The sequence below is a fragment of the Actinacidiphila paucisporea genome, from assembly GCF_900142575.1.
In the GTDB taxonomy this organism is placed as follows: domain Bacteria; phylum Actinomycetota; class Actinomycetes; order Streptomycetales; family Streptomycetaceae; genus Actinacidiphila; species Actinacidiphila paucisporea.
The window spans coordinates 19,052-39,354 of the sequence record NZ_FRBI01000001.1; the positions used below are offsets into that span (position 1 = coordinate 19,052).

The 20,303-nt window shown below is 69.3% G+C and carries 22 protein-coding genes, 1 tRNA gene and 1 pseudogene; 5 read left to right on the forward strand and 19 right to left on the reverse strand.

Features of this window, described 5'->3' with window-relative positions; translation table 11 throughout:
* The first annotated feature begins 165 nt into the window (after nt 1-165).
* The gene (locus BUE44_RS00095) at nt 166-1,065 is read left to right on the forward strand and encodes a MarR family winged helix-turn-helix transcriptional regulator (protein ID WP_079189361.1); all 900 of its coding nucleotides are present in this window, start codon (nt 166-168) and stop codon (nt 1,063-1,065) included.
* Between the two features lie 126 nt (nt 1,066-1,191).
* On the forward strand, nt 1,192-1,659 hold the full coding sequence (locus BUE44_RS00100) for a peroxiredoxin (protein ID WP_073492225.1): 468 nt from the start codon (nt 1,192-1,194) through the stop codon (nt 1,657-1,659).
* Between the two features lie 70 nt (nt 1,660-1,729).
* Here BUE44_RS00100 and BUE44_RS00105 read toward each other — a convergent pair whose 3' ends face one another.
* Complete coding sequence (locus BUE44_RS00105; protein ID WP_033177755.1) at nt 1,730-2,218, reverse strand: YajQ family cyclic di-GMP-binding protein; 489 nt, start codon at nt 2,216-2,218, stop codon at nt 1,730-1,732.
* Between the two features lie 214 nt (nt 2,219-2,432).
* On the opposite strand from BUE44_RS00105, the gene BUE44_RS00110 reads away from it, so the two are divergent.
* Nucleotides 2,433-2,514, forward strand: a tRNA-Tyr gene (locus BUE44_RS00110).
* Nucleotides 2,515-2,688: 174 nt separating this feature from the next.
* Here the strand turns inward: BUE44_RS00110 and BUE44_RS00115 are convergent.
* The 11 genes and pseudogenes from BUE44_RS00115 to BUE44_RS38260 form a co-directional block, all read right to left on the reverse strand.
* Complete coding sequence (locus tag BUE44_RS00115) at nt 2,689-3,195, reverse strand: hypothetical protein (protein WP_073492227.1); 507 nt, start codon at nt 3,193-3,195, stop codon at nt 2,689-2,691.
* Nucleotides 3,196-3,303: 108 nt separating this feature from the next.
* On the reverse strand, nt 3,304-4,668 hold the full coding sequence (locus tag BUE44_RS00120; RefSeq protein ID WP_073492230.1) for a tyrosine-type recombinase/integrase: 1,365 nt from the start codon (nt 4,666-4,668) through the stop codon (nt 3,304-3,306).
* Nucleotides 4,669-4,736: 68 nt separating this feature from the next.
* Nucleotides 4,737-4,928 (reverse strand): helix-turn-helix transcriptional regulator, encoded by a 192-nt coding sequence (locus BUE44_RS00125; protein WP_073492232.1) that lies wholly within the window; start codon nt 4,926-4,928, stop codon nt 4,737-4,739.
* A 45-nt stretch (nt 4,929-4,973) separates the two neighbouring features.
* Nucleotides 4,974-6,740, reverse strand: a complete 1,767-nt coding sequence (locus tag BUE44_RS00130; protein WP_200804298.1) for an ATP-binding protein — start codon at nt 6,738-6,740, stop codon at nt 4,974-4,976.
* Nucleotides 6,737-7,675 carry a bifunctional DNA primase/polymerase gene (locus tag BUE44_RS00135; protein ID WP_073492234.1) on the reverse strand — a complete coding sequence of 313 codons (939 nt, stop codon included), beginning with the start codon at nt 7,673-7,675 and terminating at the stop codon, nt 6,737-6,739. The genes BUE44_RS00130 and BUE44_RS00135 overlap by 4 nt, the downstream gene beginning before the upstream one ends.
* An 82-nt stretch (nt 7,676-7,757) precedes the next feature.
* On the reverse strand, nt 7,758-8,267 hold the full coding sequence (ssb, locus tag BUE44_RS00140; protein ID WP_073492236.1) for a single-stranded DNA-binding protein: 510 nt from the start codon (nt 8,265-8,267) through the stop codon (nt 7,758-7,760).
* A gap of 12 nt (nt 8,268-8,279) precedes the next feature.
* Nucleotides 8,280-10,151, reverse strand: coding sequence for a DNA polymerase (locus tag BUE44_RS00145; RefSeq protein WP_073492238.1), 1,872 nt, complete (start codon nt 10,149-10,151; stop codon nt 8,280-8,282).
* On the reverse strand, nt 10,148-10,336 hold the full coding sequence (locus BUE44_RS00150) for a hypothetical protein (protein WP_073492239.1): 189 nt from the start codon (nt 10,334-10,336) through the stop codon (nt 10,148-10,150). Before BUE44_RS00150 ends, BUE44_RS00145 begins: the two co-directional genes overlap by 4 nt.
* Before the next feature lie 256 nt (nt 10,337-10,592).
* Nucleotides 10,593-11,105 carry a DNA (cytosine-5-)-methyltransferase gene (locus BUE44_RS38250; protein ID WP_235001888.1) on the reverse strand — a complete coding sequence of 171 codons (513 nt, stop codon included), beginning with the start codon at nt 11,103-11,105 and terminating at the stop codon, nt 10,593-10,595.
* The gene (locus BUE44_RS38255) at nt 11,102-11,344 is read right to left on the reverse strand and encodes a hypothetical protein (RefSeq protein ID WP_235001889.1); all 243 of its coding nucleotides are present in this window, start codon (nt 11,342-11,344) and stop codon (nt 11,102-11,104) included. Before BUE44_RS38255 ends, BUE44_RS38250 begins: the two co-directional genes overlap by 4 nt.
* A pseudogene (locus BUE44_RS38260) lies at nt 11,304-11,804 on the reverse strand (DNA cytosine methyltransferase); the annotation flags it as partial. The gene BUE44_RS38255 and the pseudogene BUE44_RS38260, both read right to left, overlap by 41 nt.
* 77 nt (nt 11,805-11,881) lie before the next feature.
* Here BUE44_RS38260 and BUE44_RS00160 point away from each other — a divergent pair.
* Nucleotides 11,882-12,505 (forward strand): restriction endonuclease, encoded by a 624-nt coding sequence (locus BUE44_RS00160; protein WP_079189362.1) that lies wholly within the window; start codon nt 11,882-11,884, stop codon nt 12,503-12,505.
* Nucleotides 12,506-12,560: 55 nt separating this feature from the next.
* Here BUE44_RS00160 and BUE44_RS00165 read toward each other — a convergent pair whose 3' ends face one another.
* The 7 genes from BUE44_RS00165 to BUE44_RS00195 form a co-directional block, all read right to left on the reverse strand.
* Nucleotides 12,561-13,175, reverse strand: a complete 615-nt coding sequence (locus BUE44_RS00165; RefSeq protein ID WP_235001849.1) for a DUF6197 family protein — start codon at nt 13,173-13,175, stop codon at nt 12,561-12,563.
* Nucleotides 13,176-13,431: 256 nt separating this feature from the next.
* Entirely contained in the window at nt 13,432-15,669 is a 2,238-nt protein-coding gene (locus tag BUE44_RS00170; protein ID WP_073492243.1) for an FtsK/SpoIIIE domain-containing protein, read from the reverse strand.
* A gap of 88 nt (nt 15,670-15,757) precedes the next feature.
* Nucleotides 15,758-16,207, reverse strand: a complete 450-nt coding sequence (locus BUE44_RS00175; RefSeq protein ID WP_073492245.1) for a hypothetical protein — start codon at nt 16,205-16,207, stop codon at nt 15,758-15,760.
* A gap of 105 nt (nt 16,208-16,312) precedes the next feature.
* Nucleotides 16,313-17,542: an AAA family ATPase gene (locus BUE44_RS00180; protein ID WP_073492247.1), complete on the reverse strand. Its 1,230-nt coding sequence runs from the start codon at nt 17,540-17,542 to the stop codon at nt 16,313-16,315.
* Nucleotides 17,539-17,784, reverse strand: a complete 246-nt coding sequence (locus BUE44_RS00185) for a hypothetical protein (RefSeq protein WP_073492249.1) — start codon at nt 17,782-17,784, stop codon at nt 17,539-17,541. The genes BUE44_RS00180 and BUE44_RS00185 overlap by 4 nt, the downstream gene beginning before the upstream one ends.
* Nucleotides 17,781-18,053: a DUF6284 family protein gene (locus BUE44_RS00190; RefSeq protein ID WP_073492251.1), complete on the reverse strand. Its 273-nt coding sequence runs from the start codon at nt 18,051-18,053 to the stop codon at nt 17,781-17,783. Before BUE44_RS00190 ends, BUE44_RS00185 begins: the two co-directional genes overlap by 4 nt.
* A gap of 657 nt (nt 18,054-18,710) precedes the next feature.
* Nucleotides 18,711-19,427: a GntR family transcriptional regulator gene (locus BUE44_RS00195; protein ID WP_073492253.1), complete on the reverse strand. Its 717-nt coding sequence runs from the start codon at nt 19,425-19,427 to the stop codon at nt 18,711-18,713.
* 56 nt (nt 19,428-19,483) lie between these two features.
* On the opposite strand from BUE44_RS00195, the gene BUE44_RS00200 reads away from it, so the two are divergent.
* Entirely contained in the window at nt 19,484-20,290 is an 807-nt protein-coding gene (locus BUE44_RS00200) for a class I SAM-dependent methyltransferase (RefSeq protein WP_073492255.1), read from the forward strand.
* Nucleotides 20,291-20,303: the final 13 nt, after the last annotated feature.

Sequence of the window (20,303 nt, forward strand, 5' to 3'; positions counted from 1 at the left end):
GAGGGCTTTCGAGTGACGGCACGCGCCGAGCGCGCGGCCCGCTGCCGCCACCGCGCGCCTCCCGTGCCACACCGGTCGCGCGAGGCCCCGCCGGATCCCGTCCGGACCGGTCGGACCCCTGGTCAGACGGCTGCGCCCTGCTAGTCTCGGCTGCGGAGGTGCACGGTGGTCGACGTTGACGCGCTCAGCAGGCAAGCCGCCGGCGTGGGTCCGCCGCCCTGCCTCGCCGGTTACGCCGCGTGTCTGCTCCGCAGTGCGTACGTCCTCGCCACCCGCCTCGCCCCCGACCTCCGCGACACCGCGGACGGCGCCGGCAGCTTCCGCGACTTCCAGGTGCTCGACGCGCTCGGCGAGCCCGGCGCCGCCTACTCGCAGCAGGACCTCGGCGACCGGCTCGGCATAAACCGCACCACGATGGTCAAGCTGATCGACCGCTTCGAGGCCGCGGGCCAGGTCACCAGGGCGCGCAACCCCGACGACCGCCGCTCGTACGTCCTGGCGCTCACCGAGGACGGCAGGGCCGCCGTCAAGGCGATGGACCCGGCGGTGTCCGCCGCCGACGACCGGCTCACCGCGGCGCTGGCCGCCGCCGAGCGCGACCGCCTCGACACCCTGCTCGCGCGACTGATGTCCCGTCCCGCACCCCCACCCCACCGCACCGGTGCCCTGATAACCCAGGCCCACCACTCCGTGCGCCACCGCGTCGAGGCCGCCCTCGCGGGCAGCGGCCTGCACCCCCGGCACTTCGGGGCGCTGGCCGTCGTGGCCGACGAGGCCCTCTCGCAGCAGCAGCTCGCCCGGCGGCTGGCCATCAGCGAGCAGGCGGTGCTCCAGGTGGTGGACGACCTGGAGCGGGCCGGCCAGGTCGTCCGCGACCGCGACCCCCAGGACCGCCGCCGCTACGCCCTGCGCATCACCGAATCCGGCCGCCTCGCACTGGCCACTGCCCGCGGCATCGTGGAAGCCGTGGAAGCCGAACTGGCCGCGACGCTGGGCGCCGACGGCCGGGCCGAGCTGGCGACGCTGCTGGCCGCGCTGCTGCGTACGGCCGAGGACCAGGCGTAGGCCGCGCTGCTGCGTACCGCCGAGGACCAGCCGTGGACCGCGGGCACCCGGGGACTGCGTACGCCCGCCGTTGCGCGAGGATGGGAGCCGACCGGCAATGCTGCCGCGACGTCAAGGAGATGACCCATGGGCACCCTGCAAGTCGGCGACAAGGCACCTGACTTCACACTCCCCGACCAGTCCGGGCAGCAGGTGGCACTCAGCGACTTCCTGGGCGAGAAGGTCGTGGTGCTCTACTTCTACCCCAAGGACAACACCCGCGGCTGCACCGCCGAGGCGTGCAGCTTCCGCGACAGCTACGAGAGCTTCACGGACGCCGGAGCCGTGGTGATCGGCGTCAGCTCGGACTCGGTGGCGTCCCACGAGAAATTCGCCGGGCGGCACGAACTGCCCTTCACCCTGCTCTCGGACGCCGGCCGGGCCGTACGCAAGCAGTACGGCGCCGCCACGCTCGGCGGCGTGATCCCGGGCCGCATCACCTTCGTCATCGACCGGGACGGCGTCATCCGCCACGCCTTCTCCTCGATGATGAACATCGGCGGCCACATCGACGACGCCCTCGCCGTGGTCAAGGAACTCCAGGCCGCCCAGTAGGGCAAGCGGAAGGGCCGCCGGGGCGCCTTGCGCGCCCTGACGGCCCCGGCCGCCGGGGTCGGCGGTGGTCTCAGCGGTAGTTGACGAACTGCAGCGCGAAGTCCAGGTCCTTGCCCTTGAGTAGCGCCTGCACCGCCTGCAGGTCGTCCCGGCTCTTCGAGCTGACCCGCAGCTCGTCCCCCTGCACCTGGGCCTTCACGCCCTTCGGCCCCTCATCGCGGATGATCTTCGCGACCTTCTTGGCGTTCTCCTGCGAGATGCCTTCCTCGATCGACGCGAAGATCTTGTACTCCTTGCCGGACAGCTGCGGCTCGCCGGCGTCCAGCGCCTTGAGCGAGATCCCGCGCTTGACCAGCTTCGTCTCGAAGACGTCCAGGATCGCCTTGACGCGCTCCTCGGAATTCGCCTCCATCAGGATCTTCTCGCCCGACCACGCGATCGACGCTCCGACGTTCTTGAAGTCGTAGCGCTGCGAAATCTCCTTCGCGGCCTGGTTGAGGGCGTTGTCGACCTCCTGCCGCTCGACCTTCGAGACGATGTCGAAACTGGAGTCGGCCATCTTCAGTGGGCTCCTTGACTGTGTTCCATCGGCGTTCCATCGATCGATCTTTCCCACGGCCCGTCGCCGGCCCGTCACCCACCACCCTAGCCACCGCACACCCCCCAGCGCGCTGATCAATCCAGTGGCGAACCACCCCCGCGCATCGGGTATCGTTTACGTCGTCGCCACAGACCACCGCACACAGCGGACCACGTCCACGGCGTCATTCCATGGCGGTATGCCCGAGCGGCCAATGGGAGCGGACTGTAAATCCGTCGGCTTAGCCTACCGTGGTTCGAATCCACGTGCCGCCACATGGATGAGGGGCCTGTGACCAGCAGAGATGCTGGTGGCAGGCCCCTCAGGCGTTCCCGGTGTTCGAGTGATCGAAAAGCTACTTAGATCCCAGTCTGTCTCACCCTGAATCACATGCTGACCAGCTCGCGTGGGGCATGCGTGGGGCACTCCCGCGCCTCTTTCGACCCTGGCTACGGGGCGGTCGACCGCAGACCGGTCCCGCACCGGGAGCACGCTCGGTATCCGACCTCTCTCGCGGCACCGACCAGAGTCCACCCGCAGCTCAGCAGATACCGGCCGCCACCGCTGATGTGCTTGCAGCCGGCGTCGCGGTGATAGACCTCGCGGTGATCGGGAAGGCTGGGCCTCACAAGCACGGCGGGCTGCCCGCAGGACTCAAGAACGATGCGCTCCAGCCGTTCCAAAGCGCGCTTCGCCTCGGGTAGAGGGTCGTTCGCCCGGCGCAGCTCTTGGGAGGCCAAGCTGCGGAGACGGTCGCCCTCAGGGCCGTCTGGCTGCGCTGCAGCCTGGCACAGGAGCGCGTATCCACGTGCCCGATGCTTACCGGCCGCCTCCGCTCTCCTGCGTTCGTAGTCGGCCTGCTCGCCCTCCAGCGCAAGCATGTCTTCGCTCCACATGTAGTCGCCTGCGTCGACCGCGTCCGTGGCGTCCGTGAAGTTGAGTGTCGAAACGGTCATTGATACCCCTAGCGGCTCGTAAGGACTGCGATCACCGTTGTATCCCTCCGACGGCTGGGCTGGAGGACGATTCGGACTACCGCTGCCCCCGGCTGCGGCCAAGCCCGCTTACCTCCAGCGCTTGAGCGCGGCGTCGATCCGGGCATTCGCCATCTCGGTGGCACCGTCCAGGCACTTTGCGTAGACCTTCAGCAGTACGGCGACCGAATGACCAGCCCTTCGGGCGACCTCCACGGGGTCCACTCCGGAGTTCAGCCACAGCGAGACGCACGCGTGCCGTAGCTCATACGGGCGTACGGCCAAGGGCGACGCGTGCTGCTCCGGGGTGAATGCACTCTTCCGGGCTCGTGCCCACACCTCGCCATAGCCGCTCTCCTGGACGATGCCCCCGCGGGCGGTCTGGAACAGCCGACCGTCGTGCGTCGTGCCGTACGTGTCCAGGTGCTCACTGAGCATGGCCACCAGCGCCGGCGGAATCGGCACGTGGCGTACGTCTTTCCGCGGTCGCCACTTCAGCCCCCGCTCATCGTGGGCGGTACCAGAGTCCGTCCACGAACTGCCCACCCGCGGACGCGAGCCGTCCAGATGCAGGACGCCCCAGCCCTTCAGCGGCAGCTCACAGTTCACCCGTCGCAGCCACACGGCTTCGCCAGGGCGGAGACCTGCGTGGTACAGCACCGCGAAGAACGTCTTCAGGTGCCGACCGCGTGCGCCCTGGGCTTCCACGGCTTTGAGGAGCTGCCGCGCCTGCTTGGGGTTGACGACGCAGCCGGGATCCACCTGATCGACTGGTGCAGGAAGTGACCACTGCACCTGGGGGAGTGGATTGACGGCCAGCCTCCTGGCCTCAACAGCGAAGCCGAGGGCGTTGTGGAAGATGGCACGCTTGCGACGCATCACCGATGCAGCCGCTGCCTCCCCATCGAGTCGCAGCGTGAAGGCGTTGAGTACTTTGCGCAGCAGCAGCGGGTCTTCCAGTGCGTTCATCGGTACGGTGTGGCCCTCCACCCAGTCAAGGACACGCTGTACTTCGGCCGGCGGGTCCTCCTTCCAGCGGTTCATGTTGAAGGCCCAGCTGTAGAGCGCCCTGCGGAGTTCCCTCTGTTCGGGCATCCCGCGGTGGGTGCTGACGAGAGCGGGTGTCGCGCTGGCCATCGCTTCGGCCAGGGTGGTGCGCGTCTTGGCGGGCGAAGCGAGCCACTTCATCTCGATGTAGTCGCGCGCGTGTTGGTACCAGCTCACGTCGTTGCGGCGCCGCAGTTCGGACACTGGCAGGCCTGTGACTTCGTCGAACTGCTCGCCATTGCGTACGGCTCCCAGCAACTCCGCGCGGCGGCCGTCGCCGAGGGTCTTGGTGCGGAAGGTCTGGGAGTGCGGTGTGCTGCCGACCTTCCAGCGGAGTTCAGCGGTGGTCTGGCCGCGGTCCTTGCGCTGCCGGACGGCCCAGATGCGGACTTCGAAGGTGTATGCCACGGGGTTCCTCTCTTGACCGAGACGTGCGAAGGCCCGCCGCGTGGTGTGCGGCGGGCCGTCGGGGTGGATCAGTACGTGGGCGAGTCGAGTTTGTTCAGCCAGTCGTCCAGATCGGCGCGGCGAACTCGGAGGTGACCATTAGGGAGTTTCACGAGCCGAGGTGCTTTGCCTCGGGCGCGCATGCGGTAGAAGGCGGCCCGGGACATGCCGAGTTCGGTGAGTACCTGGGGGAGCTTGAGCATCTGCTGACTGCTAGGCATGGAGTCTTCTCCTTGGCGGGCGGGCAAATGGTCGTCCTGGCACGTTCAGCAGTCGGGGTGGGTGAGGTGACCGGCTGCGGTGAGGGCGGGGTCCATGGGCTGTTCGCAGGTGGCGCACCGGAGGCGGTAGCCAGAGATTGCTTGCATCCCAGCGTCCGCAGTGTCCGCAGCGTCCGGTGACTGTCGTCTGTACTGGTCAGTGGCTTGTGATCTTGCGGACGCTGGGGTGTGGCCAGTGTCCGCAACAGCGTCCGCAGCGTCCGCAAGCCGATCTTGCGGACGCTGTGCGGACACTGACCGGACGCTGGTGTTGGCGCTAGCGTCCGCATGTTTGTGCTGGTCGGAGGGGGTTGCGGACGCTAAGGACGCTGCGGACGCTGGATTGCGGGCAATCTCTGGAGACGCCAGGGTGTAGAGGCGTTGCCGTGCCCGGTCCGCGGACCGTTGGGAGTCGTCGAACGTGATCCCGACCGACCGCAGCATCGGCGCGAGACGCTTGAGCTGTCCGCCGGCGCGGGTGGCGTCCTTGGGCCACTTGGGGTGGTAGCCGTCCGGGGGCGGGATGAGGTCCAGGAGTTGTGCGGCGGTGCCGGACCAGGCTCCGTGGGTCTCCACGAATGCCACGACCGCGGATCCGAAGGGGTCTCCTTCGAGTGCGTCGGCGGCGACGTTCTGCGATGCGGCGGTGTAGTCGGCGAGGGTGTTCCAGCCCTGCACGGCGTCGACGGCCGCCAGGACGCGGGCGAAGTCGGCCATGCGCGGCATCCGTTCCAGGTGCACGTTCGGGAGCTCTCGCAGGACGGCCGCGAGCAGGTCCAGCAGGGAGGCGAGGATGGCGGGCCTGGCGGTGGCGTAGGCGGCGTCCAGTTCCTCTTCGGTGGCCCGCCGGTCCTCGCCGATGAGCCGGAGGTCCAGCATCATCAGGCGTTCGGCGAGGTCGCCGGCGAGGGCGCCGGCGTCGATGGTGGTCATCAGCAGCACGCGGCGGAAGGTGAGGACCACGACGTCGTCGTCGGTGTACAGGGCACGGTCCACGATGCCGTCGCCGGTGACGGCCTTGCAGAGGGTGTCGGACAGCCAGGGCGGGATGGTGCTGATGTTGTCCAGGCACAGCGCCCAGGAGTTGAACGCCTGGGTTGCCCAGGACTTCACGTCCCGCGGCTGGGACCGCTTCGTCGCGGCGGAGGGGTCCACGAGGTTGACGACCATCTGCGCGGCCTTGGACTTCCCCGTGCCCTGCTCGCCCTTGAACGTCAGCACGGGGTGCGGGATGTGGGGGACCCACGCGGCGATCAGCCATCCCACCAGTTGGTGGAACGCGTTGTCGTCCATGTTGAGCAGGCCGTGCAGCAGGGCGAGGCCGTCGCCGGCTGGCTCGGGGGTGGGCATGGGCGACATGGCTCCGGAGCGGCGGAAGAGCACCGGGGAGCGGCCTTCCACGCTCCAGCCGTCGGGGGTGACCGCTACGCAGCGGCCGTCTGCGGTGCCCAGGTCCAGCACCACGCGGGTGCCGTCGCCAGCTACGCGCAGGTGGACGGGTTCGGGGTCGGTGGATGCCGCGACGCCTTCGAGGACGGTCATCGCGTCGGCCAGGGCAGATTGGGACGGGACCTGGCCGCCGTTGTTCTCGGTGAAGCGTCGGGCCAACTGGGAGCGCAGGCCTGCCTTCCCGCGCAAGGGCAGGGCGAGGTTGGGGCCGTTGCGGCGGACGCCGTAGGGGCGGCCGTCCTCGGACATGACCAGGCCGTAGGCGGCTTTGGCGAGGGACACCAGAGCGGAAGCCTGGGAGGGGCCTTTCTCCTGGGTGCTCACCCCGATGCCTCCTGCCTGCCGGCGGTGTCGCGGGCGGCGCCGCGGCGGGCGCTGGCGATCGTGCGGACTGCGGGGGTCTCGGGGTGGCCGCGCAGCACCGCGGCCTCCAGGAGACGCCCCGATGCGGTCTCCGGATCGATGCCCAGATCCCCGAAAGCCTTCCTGGAGGCCCAGTAGAGGCGGTTGTTGAGATCGTTGGGGCCGCAATCCAGCACGAAACGCACCAGGGGTTCCAGGTGGCCTTCTGCGGGCCTGAACCCCCCTCTGCGGCCCGTCAGTTGCGGGGGCTCCTGAACGGGCTTGTGAGAGGCCTTCAGGAGGGCCAGTAGTTGATCAGGTACGCGTTCGATCTCCGTGGGGCCGGAGTCGGGGGCGAAGCGGTACCGCCCGCGGGGTCCGAGGCTTCCCGGGCCGACCAGGTAGCCACCGTGGCCGCGGGTGTCGATCCCCGGGGCGAGCAGACCCACGGTGTTCGGCACGCGTGCGACCGCCGGGGCGGTAAGCCACAGATGCAGCCCTCCCGACTGTGTGACCACCGTTGCCGTTGCCGGTACCGCGAAGGCGTGACGCGTCGCGAGGGCATGAAAGTTGGCGATCCCGTCCACGCCGCTCTTGTGGTCCAGGTCCAGGCCGAACAGGAACAGGGGCTCGCGCCCGCAGGCGATGCCGTAGCCGGCCGCCCACGGCGCCGCGGCGAACAGCCGCCGCACCGTGTCAGGGTCCGCGGACGCGTCGTGCACCCCGTGCCCGAAGGATCCGCACCCGCCGGCGCACGACACGTCGGCGCCGGGATGGGCGCTGGGGATGGCCGGGTGCTTGCTGCGGGTGAGGGGGAAGACCGGCAGCCGGTAGAGGGTGGCAGCCGACAGGGCGTAGGCGCGGGCGGGGTGCCACCAGGGTCCGGGGTGGTGCGTGTTCGGGCTGGATCGGGGCATGCTGGAGACTCCTGTTCACATCAGGGTTCAGGGGCGAAGGGGCCGCCGGTGCCGGCAAGCTTTCGGCGGCCCCCAGGCACGGCTAGAACGGCGGTTCGTCCGACCAGCCCCCGCCGCTGCGGGCGTTACCGGCCGTGGCCCACGGGTCGTCCCCCGGGGCGCTGCCGCGGCCCTTCACCTGCTGGCCGCGCCCGCTGCTGCTCTCACCGCCGCCCGTGGCACTGCTGGTGGTGCGGTGGATGGTGGCGGTGGCGTAGCGGAGGCTGACGGCGATGTCTTCGACGTCCAGGCCGAACCCTGTGCGCTGGATGCCGTCGGCGGAGGTGTACTCGAACTGCCGCAGCGCTCCGGTGACGATGACGCGGGCGCCCTTGGTCAGGGTGCTGTTGGCGTTGTCGGCGAGCCAGCGCCAGGCGGTGCAGCGCATGAACAGCGTCTTGCCCTCGCCCCATTCGGAGCGGTTCTTGTCCCAGACCTTCGAGTTGGACGCGACGTTGAAGGTCACCCAGGGGATGCCTTCGTCGGTGTGGCGCAGTTCGGGGTCGGCGGTGATGTTGCCGACCAGGGTGATCACGGTCTCTCCGATGGCCATGTGCGAGCCCTCCTAGGCTGCGGCGTGCACGGATCCGGTCGTGGTGTCGGTGCTGGTGGTGTCGGGGAGTCGGCCCCAGTGGGTGCCGAGGATTTCGGCGTCAGCGGCGATCGGGACGCCGCGGAAGGTGGCGGTCATCGCCTCTTGAAGCAGCCGGCGGACCTCCTCTGCCCGGTGGGCGGGGGCTTGGACGATGACTTCGTCGTGGACGAACAGCCACAGCGCCCCGTGCAGCCCGCCTTCGGTCGCGAGCTGGTAGACGGCGGCGACCAGCAGGTCACGGGCGGTGGACTGGATCGCGTAGTTGCTGTTCGCGTACGGCCGGGCCGGGTCGGCGGGGATGCGCCTGCCGGACCCGGTGATGACGGTGGTGGCGTTGGCGATGTCCTTTCCGAAGCGGATCACTTCGGGGTAGGTGCGCTGCCACCGCTGGATCACCCCGCGTGCCACGCTGACCGGCACCCCGGTCTGGGCGGCAAGGGCTTTGGCGCCGCCGCCGTAGATCGTGCCGAACGTGGCCCGCTTGGAGACGGTCCGCTGCTCCTTGGCGAAGCCCTTCCCGTACATCAGCTCTGCGGTGGCGTCGTGGATGTCCACCCCTGAGGCGATCACCGCCATGAGCGTCCGGTCTCGGGACAAGGCGGCGGCCACGCGGACTTCGACCTGCGAGAAGTCGCAGGTGATCAGTACGTTCCCGGGGTCTGCTTGGAAGCAGTGCCGCAGGCGGGGGTCGTGCTTCTTGAGCGTCTGCAACGCCGGTCCGGTGATGGACATCCGCCCCGTTCGGGCGCGCAGGGTGTTGATCTGCGGGTGCACCCGCCCGCCACCGTCGGCGGCAGTCAGAAAGGATTTGAGGTTGGCGATGGTGTTGGTTGTGGCTGCCATCGCCCGCCGCGCCTCCAGCAGCGCTTGCCCCTGCTCGGTGATCGTGGCGGTGCCGTCGGCGATCTCGGCTGTGAGCTGGGTGAGGGCATCCGCGGTGGCCGATGGCCGGCCACCGTCGGTGCGCGGCAGACGGGTGCCGGTGACCTGCTGCTCCAGCCATTCCGCGAAGCGCGGGCTGGAGCCGGAGAACCCCAGCGCCCTGGTGATGGTGCCCGCGGCCTGGTCGAACTCGTCCTGCACCCGTTCCAGGAGGGATTCGGTGTAGGGGCGGTCCAGCAGCAGGCCGCGCACGGTGATGCCGGTGGACTGCGCGGCAAGCCACTGCTCCATCCGCACCAGGTGCGAGAACGGGCCGCACCGCGCGAGGAGAACCGGCAGCAGCCTGCGCACGTAGACCGCGTCCAGCCCGGCGTAGACGGTGTATGCCTCATCGGTTGCGGGGATGTGGTTCCAGCCCCAGGTCAGCGGGCTGTTGCCCGCACGGCGGCCGGTCGGGGCCAGTTCCCTCATCCGCGCGTACAGCGCCTGCTGGGCTTCGACAAGTCCGGAGTCCAGGTACCGCAGGGACAGGTCTTTGAGGCCGTGGCCTGCGCGTTCGTCCGGATCCACGAGCTTGGACAGAAGGTGAGTGTCGATCACCCGTTGTCCCAGGGCGATACCGAAGGCTGACCAGACGGCAAGGGTGTCGTAGTTGGTGTGGGTGGTGAACCGCCGCTCCGGGTCGGCCAGTACGGCTTCGATGGCCAGTCGCTGACCGGGGAAGAGCGGGTTGAGGACCCACGCGGTGGTCGCGGTGCCGAACTGCACCATGCGAAGCCCGGCGTCCGGACCGAAGTGCCCGGGGCCGCCGTCCACGATCGCGTGGCCTTCCACGTCCAGCCCCAATACCGGATCGGATGCGGCGAACGCGGCGAACGCCGCCTGGTCGAACTCGGCATCGTCAGCGGGCGCGTGGACGGTCATCGCGACGCCGCCATGGGTGCGGGTGTAGGCGGTCACGCGGCGACCCCTCGCGAATCATCGCCGCCGGGGTGGACGAACCGCTGGTGCCCCTTACGCACCGCCGGGTCTGCTTCCTGCATGGGCAGCAGGGGCCAGGGGCGAAGCCGGCCGGTACCGGTGAGTTCGGAGTCGGGGAACAGCGGCTCCTGCACGTGCTGCGGCCCGGGTTTCCTGCTGGTCATGCGGCGTTCCTCCTCACGTCTCGGGCATCGCACGGGGCGCACTCCCACAGCAGCGGCACGTCCCCCAGGCGCATGGGACGACGGCAGCGCGGGCACGGCAGCGCCGGAGGCGCCGGCAGGAGCCGTCCGAGCCAGGCGTAGCCGTCGCCGACCAGTGCGGCGTTGCAGCCAGCCGGGTCAGTGCTGGAGAACGGCAGCGCCCCAGGCGTGGGCTCCGGGGCGGCGTCGGGAAGGTCGAACAGGGCAGCGGGATCCCTCATGCGGCGACCCCGGCGGGCGGCGACCAGGCAGCGGGAACGACGCCAAGCAGCCGGGCGTACGCCTGGCGGGCCTGCTGGGGGACGACGCCATTGCCGAGGATCTTGAGCTGTTCCTTGCGGGGGACGTCCGGGATGGCGGTGACCCACCCTTCGGCGAGGCCCATCATCCATTCCACGAACACCGGGTTGAGGCGGCGGTTGCCGCGGGCACCCGGCTCGGTCGGGCAGGGCGCCCGCCGACCGATGACGGCTTCCCAGCGGTGGATGGCGGGGCCGTAGTCGGTCCCGTCGTGGGCAATCCATCGGGCGTCTAGTCGGACGGCCTGGCCGGGGAGGTAGTACCGGCCGCTTGTGTCAGGCTGGCTGGGTCCCCCGTGCGGTCCGTCCGACGCTTCCGGGGTGGGCAGTAGATTGACGACCACTTCATTGAGCGGGCGGGAGTTGGTGCTGAGCAGGTTGGAGGCGCCGGACTTCCAGTCTCGCGCGGCTGGTGTGGGCAGCAGCCTCACGGTCCGTCCATCCGCTCCGGGTCCTCCCACAGGGGCAGCAGGAAGACCGCTTCGTCCTCCAGCGTCGGGCCGTGTCCGCCCGCCTTGCGCTTGTCCGGGTGCTGCGGGCCGCCATTGGTGCCGAGCTGCGAGGTCGGGGTTTTCAGCAGCGGGATACGCGACGGCGAACCAGCGGTCCCGGGTGTGCGGGGCGCCGGTTTCGGGGTCACCAGCTCGTAGGCATGTCCACCGAGCGTCATACCCGACCTGGGCCAGGTCTGCGGCGACGACGTCCAGCCCCCGCGAGCGGAGCGCCGCCACGTTCTCCAGGAAGACGTAGCGCGGTCGAATGACGCGAACAGCCTCAGCGACGTTCTTCCAGATCCGCGACCACTGGCCATGGATGCCGTCCCTTCGTCCTGCGTTGGAGATGTTCCTGCACGGGAAGCCCGCCACGACCACGTCCGGCGCGAACGTGGCGTTCACGGCGTGCCAGTCGGTGCGGGTGATGTCCCCCAGGTTCGGCAATCCGGGGTGGTGGGCGGTGAACACCGCCGACGCGAAGGGGTCGTTGTCAGCGAACGCCACTGGGACCAAGCCGAGTCCGGCGCTCAAGGCGATCTCCAGACCGCCGTAGCCGGAGCACAACGCCAGCGCGTGCAAAGGCGGTGGGGTAGACATTCGTGTGTCGTCGGTGGATTTGAGCATTCTGACCCCCATGGCTTGTCTCTGATTGATGAGCCCCGAAGCGGGGCCTCTGGCAGTGGGGTTGGCGCGCAACGGGCACAATGTGACGGGTGGACGCTGCAAGCCGGGTGTACAGAAACGACCGATCGCCAGACAAAGCCTTCTGGCGGAAGTTCGAAGCGGAAGTGGAGCGCTTCGCCTCTGACCTGGCCCGTCAGGGCCACGTGACCGTGAAGAGGGACGTCAAGGTACGCGGGCAGATCAGCGGAAGGATGCGCCAGATCGATGTCCTCGCGACGGGTACCTTCGCAGGAGCGCAGATCACTGTGATCTACGAAGCGAAGTGCTACGCAGGCAAGATCCAGATTGGGACGGTTGACGAGCTCGCCGGAAAGGCAGAGGACGTCGCCGCAGAGCACGCGATCCTCTGCGCACCTCTCGGCTTCTCCGAAGGAGCCCTGGCGCGTGCCCGGGGGACCGTCACGCTCTCCCGGAAAATCGGTGTGGCGCACCTCTCCGCTGACTGGCCCGAAGCCGTGCAGGGGGAGCGGCTTTCGCGCACGCCGCCCTCGGTCAGCAGGGAGTTCCGGCACTCCCCGCCGGTGGCTTATCAGATAGCTGCTCTGACGGGCAGCCCTGCCAAGACATCCCCGCCGCAGTATTCGACACGGAAGGCGACAGCGGACTACGTCTCCTTTCTGCGAGGAGCAAAGCCTCTGTACGTCACGGCATAAGCCCACCAGGGCCGAGCTGACCTGCGCAGCCAACCACCAGCACGTGGCAAAGAAGTTAGCGGCGGGCGTGGTTGGCGGCTTCGCGGATGAGGTGCAGGACTTCGGCCTGTGTGCGGCCGGGGGTGTCGTTCCAGGCGTGGTACGGCTGGGTGATCCCGCGGGCGCGCAGGACGCCTTGGAGGTGGCCGGCGGCGGTGTGGACGGTTGATTCGTCGCCGTAGCCGAGGCGGAACAGGACGGCTTGGGCACCGAGGATGCATCGACGGCCGGACGTGCTGCGCAGGTGGCCGCGGGACCATCCGTAGCGTTCGATGACCAGCGCGGTCAGTTGCAGGTGTTCGGCCGCGGTGAGGTGACGGCCGCCGCCGTAGTAGGTGCGCAGGACCGGAAGGGACAGCGCCCAGTCGGGAAGCACTCGCAGGAGACGTCCCGGCCCGGCCAGAACCGGCGCGGCCGGAGCTTCCGCCGTGGGCACGGGCTGGTTGAGCCCGGTGAACGCTTCGGCGATGAGTTCGTCGGTGGTCTTGGTGACCAGTGGGTGCGCGGTGGTGCGGGTGCGGGCGGACAGGTACTGCTCGATCTCGCGGACCAGTTGCGCCGCATCGACGTCCCCGAGGCTTTGCGGGACGCCGGCCGGGGCGGGGTCGGCGGTGTGGATCACGGGGGGCATGGGCCGACTCCTCGAAGGTCGCTATGTGCGGGTTTGAGGGAGTGCGGGGACCTGGACGGGACCTGGATGGGGCGGGCATCGTTGCAGGTCAGAGAGGCGATCGACCTGGACGTGTCCCGGCCGGACCTGGACGGAAATCGTCCGGGTCGACGAATCTCCGTCCGGGTTCCGCCTCGATCTGCACCGGATCAAACCGGGGCAGATCGGGGCGGTGGTCCGGGGTTCGTCCAGGTCGCGCAGGTCCGGCGAGGCGGGTTCAGGCGGTGAGGCCGTACCGGTCGGCGATCGTCTGCCGGATGCGGTCCAGGGGGTAGCCGGACACGCGGCTTCCCTTCTCGCCCCACGGCCGCTTGATCTTCTCCCCGTCGGAACGCACCACCAGGGCCGCCAACCGCTCCGGGGTCACGTCGATGCCCGAGGACTTCGCGGCGTCCAGCAGGACGGAGCCGGGCAGCCACTCGGCGGGCTCCCCGGAAGGGCCGGCGGCGGTGAAGGTGTCGAGCACGACGGCGAGCAGGGCCGCATCGTCGTCGCCGTGCTCCCGGAGCCGGTCCGCCAGAGGCAGTGCTGTCCGCGGGAGGGTGCCGGCCTTGGTCCGCAGACCGTGGGCGAAGCCCAGGAGTTCGTTGACCTGGTCGTCGGTGTAGTAGTCGGCTCGGACCAGCACCGGGTTGGAGCCCTCCGCCCACAAGAACCCCGCACCGCGCATCTCGGATTCGATGGTCTTGGCGGAGAACCCGGAGGCCGCGGCGCCCTTGCCCAGGATGGTGTCCGAGGCTTCCGGGGTGGTGCAGCGCAGTGCCCACCGGATCGAGAGCAGGTCGCGCAGGGAGGTGTCCACCACGTCAGAGCCGGGCTTCTGTGTCGCGCAGAAGGTGATGATCCCCGCTGCGCGGCCCCTGCTCACGAGGTTGCGGAGCTTCTTGGTGATCTTTTTCCCGTAGTCCTCATCGGTGGTGTAGAACATCAGCTCGTCGACCCAGACCAGCTTCTGCCGCAGTTCCGGATGAGCGTCGGCGAGAGCTTCGGTGACCTTCCGCTTCCCGAGCCGCTTGAGCAGGGCGTAGCGGTTTCGCATGTCGGCGATCTCATCGTCCAGCATCGTGTTGAACGCCTCGGGGTCCGCGTCGCCCTCGAACTGCTCGCACAGCGGCTCGAAGGGTTCCAGGTCCCCGCCGCCCTTGCCGTCGGCCAGGTGCAGGATCACCCGCGGGTCCAGTGCCGCGGCCAGCAGGATGGTGTTGCCGGAAGCCGACTTGCCGGCGCCGGGCTCGCCGCCGACCAGGCCGGAACGCTCCACGACGCTGATGGACACCGGCAGTCCGCGCACGTCGGGGCCGATGGAGATGCGGCCCCAGAAGTTCGCCGGACCGTCCAGCCCCAGCAGCGGACCGCGCTCTGCGGGCCTGGTGAAGGGGAGCTCCCGGGAGACGTACAGCTCCAGCCGCCCCGACCGGTTCAGCTTGGTCAAGCTGAGCTGAGCGTCGGCGATCCCGAACGCTGAGGCGAGTTCCGGCTGAGCGCGCAGGGCGGTCTTCGCCGGGATGCCCGGGGGAAGGTCGACCACGGCCGACCACGCTCCGGTCGCGTCCATCATCGGCATCCGCACCGCCCGCAGGGATTCCTCCTTGCCGATGACCTTCGCCGCGCGGAAGACCGCATCCAGCATGGGGGCGTTCATCACGTCCCCGTCCCCCAGGGAACGCCAGTCCTGCGACCAGTCGGTTTCCTCCCCGACAGGGTGCCGGCCGGCGAACGCTGCTTCTGCGAATGCGGCCATCACCCCGCCGGACAGCCCGAGAAGTCCCGCCTGCGTGTAGCCGGCGAGGACCGCGGTTGCCGGCGGGCCGTAGACGACGCCCGCGCGCAGGTTCCGCATGCGGCGGCGGTCCTTCTTGGCCTGCTTGTGCAGGGCGACGGCCTCTATCGCTGCGGCCTGCGAGGTCGCAGCCGCCTTCATGGCCAGGTCCTTCTTCGTCCGCATCACCACCGGGGTGAACCGCGCGGTGCGGGCAGCAGCGCGGGCCTCCTTGGTGGCGATGTGCGCGGCATGCGCGGTGGCCTGGACCTGCACACCTTCGAAGCCCACGACCCAGTCGTGCAGACGACGCGTGCCGCGGCGGGCCTGCGCGAGGTGCCCGCGGTCGGTGCGCTGGCGGCGTACCCAACGGCGGGCGTCGCGGCGGCGGGCGCGGTAGAAGACTCCGGCGAAGGCTGCCCAGCCCTCACGGCTGCGCATCCACACCGGGATCAGCGGGGTGTCGGCGAACGCGTCGAAGTCGTGGTGGTCGTCGGTGACCTTGACGTCGATGGTGGTCAGGTCGACACCGGCCAGGACCCGGCGGGCGGAGTCCAACACGCCCGGCACCGGCCGCAGCGTGGCGCTTGCGGGGGTGCTGGTGCCAGGCGGTACGGCATCTGCGGGTTTGCTGCCGGGGAGGTAGACGACAGGTGCGAGGGTGGGCGGTTCCGTGTCCGCCGGGTTTTCCGTCATGCTGAGGCTTCCTGCTCTCTTCGGAGTGGCAAGGGGACCCGGGACGGCCGGTTGAGTTTGGCGACCTGGCGGTCGTCCCGGGGCGTAGTCAGTTGCCGGCGGCGGCCAGCAGAGCCGCGGCGGCGATCCAGCCCCTGTGCCAGGACTGGTCCAGCAGGTATCCGGCTCCGGGGTCACGCTGGAGCCACTTGGCGCTGCCGGTCGCGGCGGCCAGGCGGACGATGCCGCGCGGCTTGTCGTCCCGCCAGTGCCCGCCCTGCCGGTCCGCGATGTAGTGCGTCACGGCGGAGATGGCCAGGGCAACCGCAGCACGGCGGGGACTCAGCTCCAGGTGCAGCGCACGGCTGGTGACGGCGAGCGCGGCGGCCTGGGTGACGGTGTAGGTGGCGACGTGGGCTGCGCAGGCGCGCACCCCGGCCGGGCCGGGGGTGCCCTTCGCGCCGGCCTGGGAATCGCTCTGCACCCAGTGATCGGCGACTTCGTGCGATGCGGTGAGCACGGCGTAGACCGCGGCGAACCGCGCGGCATGGCTGGTCAACGTGGACCTTCCTTCACAGGCTCGGTGGTGTGCAGGCCGTACCCCGGGCCGACTTCGAGTCGGCGCCCTCGCGGCTTGTTCCCGGGGCGGTGGTGCTGCTGCCGTTCAGCTCGCGCGTGCGGTGACAGCCCTGCGCGCGGTCTCGGCTGCGGCGACCCGTGCGGCGGGGTGGAACGACGGGGTGTCGCCCTTGCGCCGGCGTGGCGGAACAGGCGTCCCGCCGGCTGCCTTCGCGCGGGTCTTCGAAGGCGTTTTCGAAGCAGGGGGGACTTGGGATTCCACCTGCGGCTTTTCCATCCCGATCGGCACCGCCCCCGCACCCTGCTCTGGTGCCCTAAGAGCAGTGAGCGGTGTGACCCGCCCCAGCGTCGGCATGGCGTCCGGAAGAGGGTTGAGAGCGGAGGCGAGCAGGCCGGTGCGCAGGAGCTCCGGGCGGACGTGCTCCCCGAGTTCGAAGGCGGCACCGAGCTGGACGCGGGAGTTGGTGGCAGTGGCGTACAGCTCCGCGGACATGCCAGGCTCCGCGCCGCGGTGAATGCGCCAGGCCGCGGCGAACGCCTCTTCCTCGGTGATCGACCCGTAAGGCATGGCCGACAGCAGCCGGTCGGCCTCGCGGGCGATGTCCTTGTGATGCTTGCGGCGGTCGGCAGCGTGCTTCTCGCGCGCCGCCTGCTCCTTCTTCTCCGCCTTCGTCCGGCCGTGTGACCCGTGGGTCTTCATGTCCCAGACGTAGATGGCGAACAGCGACGACCCCGCCAGGACGAACGCCACCCACGGGTGGGCTGCGTACTGCTCCAGGCCGTGCCACAAGTTCACCGCCGCGGCCACGCAGGCGGTCAGCCAGGTGGCGGCACGGTACTTGCGGGTCTCGCGGCCGGCGTCCTCAGCCTGCTTGCCCATGAAGGTGATCGCCCACGCGCCACCTTCGAGCATCGCCGCGAGCAGCCCTGCCATCGGCCCGAACACTCCAGCACCCGACAGGGCGCCCACCTGCGAGATGACCGCGGGCACGATGCTGGCGACCATCACGAACGCCACGAACAGCGTCGCCGGATTCGTCCGCAGCCAGCCCACGACCTTCGCCCGCTTCACGGCGGAAGCGGCCTTCTTCGCCTCCCGGGCGGACTCCCGTGCCTTCCTCTCGGCTTGCTTGAGACGGCGCTTCTCGGCAGCGTCCCTGCGGACCAGCTCCGCCTTCGCGTCGCTGTCACGGCGCCTGTTCTCGGCGTCGATCTCCTTCGCCTTGAGCTGGGCTTCCAGCAGCAGGCGCCGGTCTTCGCGGTTATCTGCGCGCTCGGCTGCCTGGTCGGCGCGGCGCTCTTCGCGGTAACTCATCGGGCACCTCCAGCGGCACCGGTCGGGGCGGGAGTGTCCAGGACGGCCGCGAGGCCGTTCCGCAGACGGGGAGTCACGGGCTGCACGTTGAACCTGCGGGCGAAGCCACTCGTGCCGGCCGATAAGGCGCGGGCGGTGGCCTCGGCAATCAGGCCGGCCAGCGCGACGCAGCCTGCGACCAGGCCGGCAGCCATCTCCAGCACGGTGAGCAGGAACAGCAGGAAGTGGACGGCGGCCTTCATGCCGACACCTCCGGCACCTGCCGGCTGTTGTTGGCCAGGTCACGGCGGGCGGCAAGCACCCGGTGCTCCGCCCGACGGATCCGCCGGGCGTCTACCTCGTTCGCCGGCCGGTCCATGGCCGTGATCTGCGCGTCCAGCAGATCGACCTCCGCCAGAACCAGCGGCATCTCCTGGTCGACCGCCTCCAGCTCCGCCGCGGTCGGCTCACGGTCCGGAACGTCAACGGGGTTCGGGGTAACGGGCGACTGCGCATGGGCGATGTCGAACATGGGTCGTTGCTCCTTAACCAGGGACGGCCCGAACAGCGGCCCGGTGTTCGCGCACCGGGCCGCGCGCCGTCAGAAATGGGATTCAGCTGATCCGTTCGAGCAGCCACGGCCGCCAGGGCGCCGCTTAGAGCGGCGACCCGGGACCGTGCGTGCTCGACACGCACTCGCAGCGCCAGCGGCTATCCCGCCTTCACAGCACTGCGCAACGACGCGAAGGGCTGGCGCCGGGTCGGTCAGATCTCGGCGACGCCCTGGGTACTTCGTTGGAACATGCGCACCTCACAGAGCGATGAATGGTGCGTGACGTGCTTGTTGTCTCCTTCGGGACAGCGGCCCCCGTATGAGGTAGAGCCGCCTAGGCCCGTTTCAGGCAGAGACGTGACCTTTCGGTCTCGTGCCCTCCGGCTGACAAGGCGCCGGGAACCTCGGCCCGATCTGTCCCGGACCCCTTCTTGGCGTGGCGGCGCTGTCCAACCGGGGATCCGGCTGAGCTGACGGCCACACAGATAGACTGGACCGGTGGACCGGTCCAGTCAAGTCCCATGCTGGCCTTGCCGATTCGCGCCGATGGAATTGCCCAGCTAGGAGGCCATGCGATGACATAAAAAAACCTGGACCGGTGGACTGGTCCAGGTTGGGCTGAGTGCGCCGGGGGCCTTACATCCCATACGTGTCCACCTGTTCGAAGTGGACAGCGGGAATGACGCCCTCCTCGCAGACAAGCGGACGATGCTCCTGGTCGTAGGCCGTGTGCAAGACGATGGCCACGGCGGTCGGCTCCGAGAGCGCCAGGTGGTGAACCTCCTCGCCGGTCGCCAAACGCACCGTCGTCACATCCTGCCCCTCCACCGGGAACCTGCCAGTAGAACGACGCACGTAGCGGGTCGTCCCCTCAGCGATGGGGGCCGTCTGCCCGAGTCGCGGCGACTGCTCTGCCACGTCGGGGGGGAACCATGCCGTCACATAGCTGTGTGGACTGCCGTCCGGAAGCTGCAGAACCCGCACCCTGCGCAACGCCGTCACTTCGGCGTCTAGTCCGAGTGCCGTGGCCACGTGCGCCGGCGGCACGGACCAGTCCGGCACGCCCACGCGTAGGAAAGGCATGCTGCCGGATACCCGCGTTGCGCCGACGCGACGTCCGCCAGCAGGCCGAGCCACAGGGGTCTCAGTGACGACGAACCCTGTCCCCTGCCTGGCTTCGACCACTCCGTCGTTGCGCAAGACATCCATCGCCTTGATAGCGGTGGCCCGCGACACGGACCACTGCTCAGCCAGGTCACGGCCGGACGGCACGATCTCGCCAGGTGTGAACTCTCCCCCCGCGATGCGTGCGCGCAGCGATTCCGCGATCTCCTCGTACTTCAGTAGAGCCATGCTTCCTCCTGTGGGTCGTACTGGACTGGTCCACCGGTACACACGATACTGCCACCATGTCGAACCTAGAGCTCGCACCCGAGATCGAGCACTTCTACTCAGAGGTGATCGACGAAGGCGTACGTCTGAGCACGTCGGCCGATGGACGGCTTGAACTGATCCGGACGCAAGAGATCATGCGACGCTACCTTCCACCGGCGCCTGCAAGCGTCCTGGACGTCGGCGGCGGCCCCGGGATCCATGCGCGGTGGCTCGTTGCAGACGGCTACCAAGTGGACTTGGTCGATCCCGTACCCCGGCACGTTGAACAGGCGGCAGCGATTTGCTCTGCGTCGATTGGCGACGCACGCGCCCTCGCCGCAGCCGACGCCAGCTACGACATTGTGCAACTGCTTGGACCCCTGTATCACCTCCCTGATGCGGCAGACCGGCGGCAGGCTCTCGCCGAGGCTCGACGCGTCGTACGCCCGGGCGGACTCGTGGCCGCAGCGGCGATCAACCGCTACGCATCGCTCTTCGAACACACGGCCCTCGCACACCTGCATACGGAGCGCATGCAGGTGTCTATCTCCGAGATCCTCCGCACGGCTATTCACGACGGCAAGCGTGGTTTCACTTTGGCGTATTTTCACCGCGCTGAGGAACTTGCTGCCGAGTTGCGTGAATCGGGTCTGGCAGACGTAGAAGTGATCGGGATCGAAGGACCGGCTTGGTCGCTCCTCAAGGCCGTCGAACAGCAAACTGGACAGCGCCCGACCGGTGCCCTCTTCGACTCTGCCTTGACGGCCGCGCGCATGTCCGAACCTTACCCAGAACTCCTTGCTGCCAGCTCGCATTTGTTGGCTGTTGGCAGGGCGACCTGATGTGTCACACGAG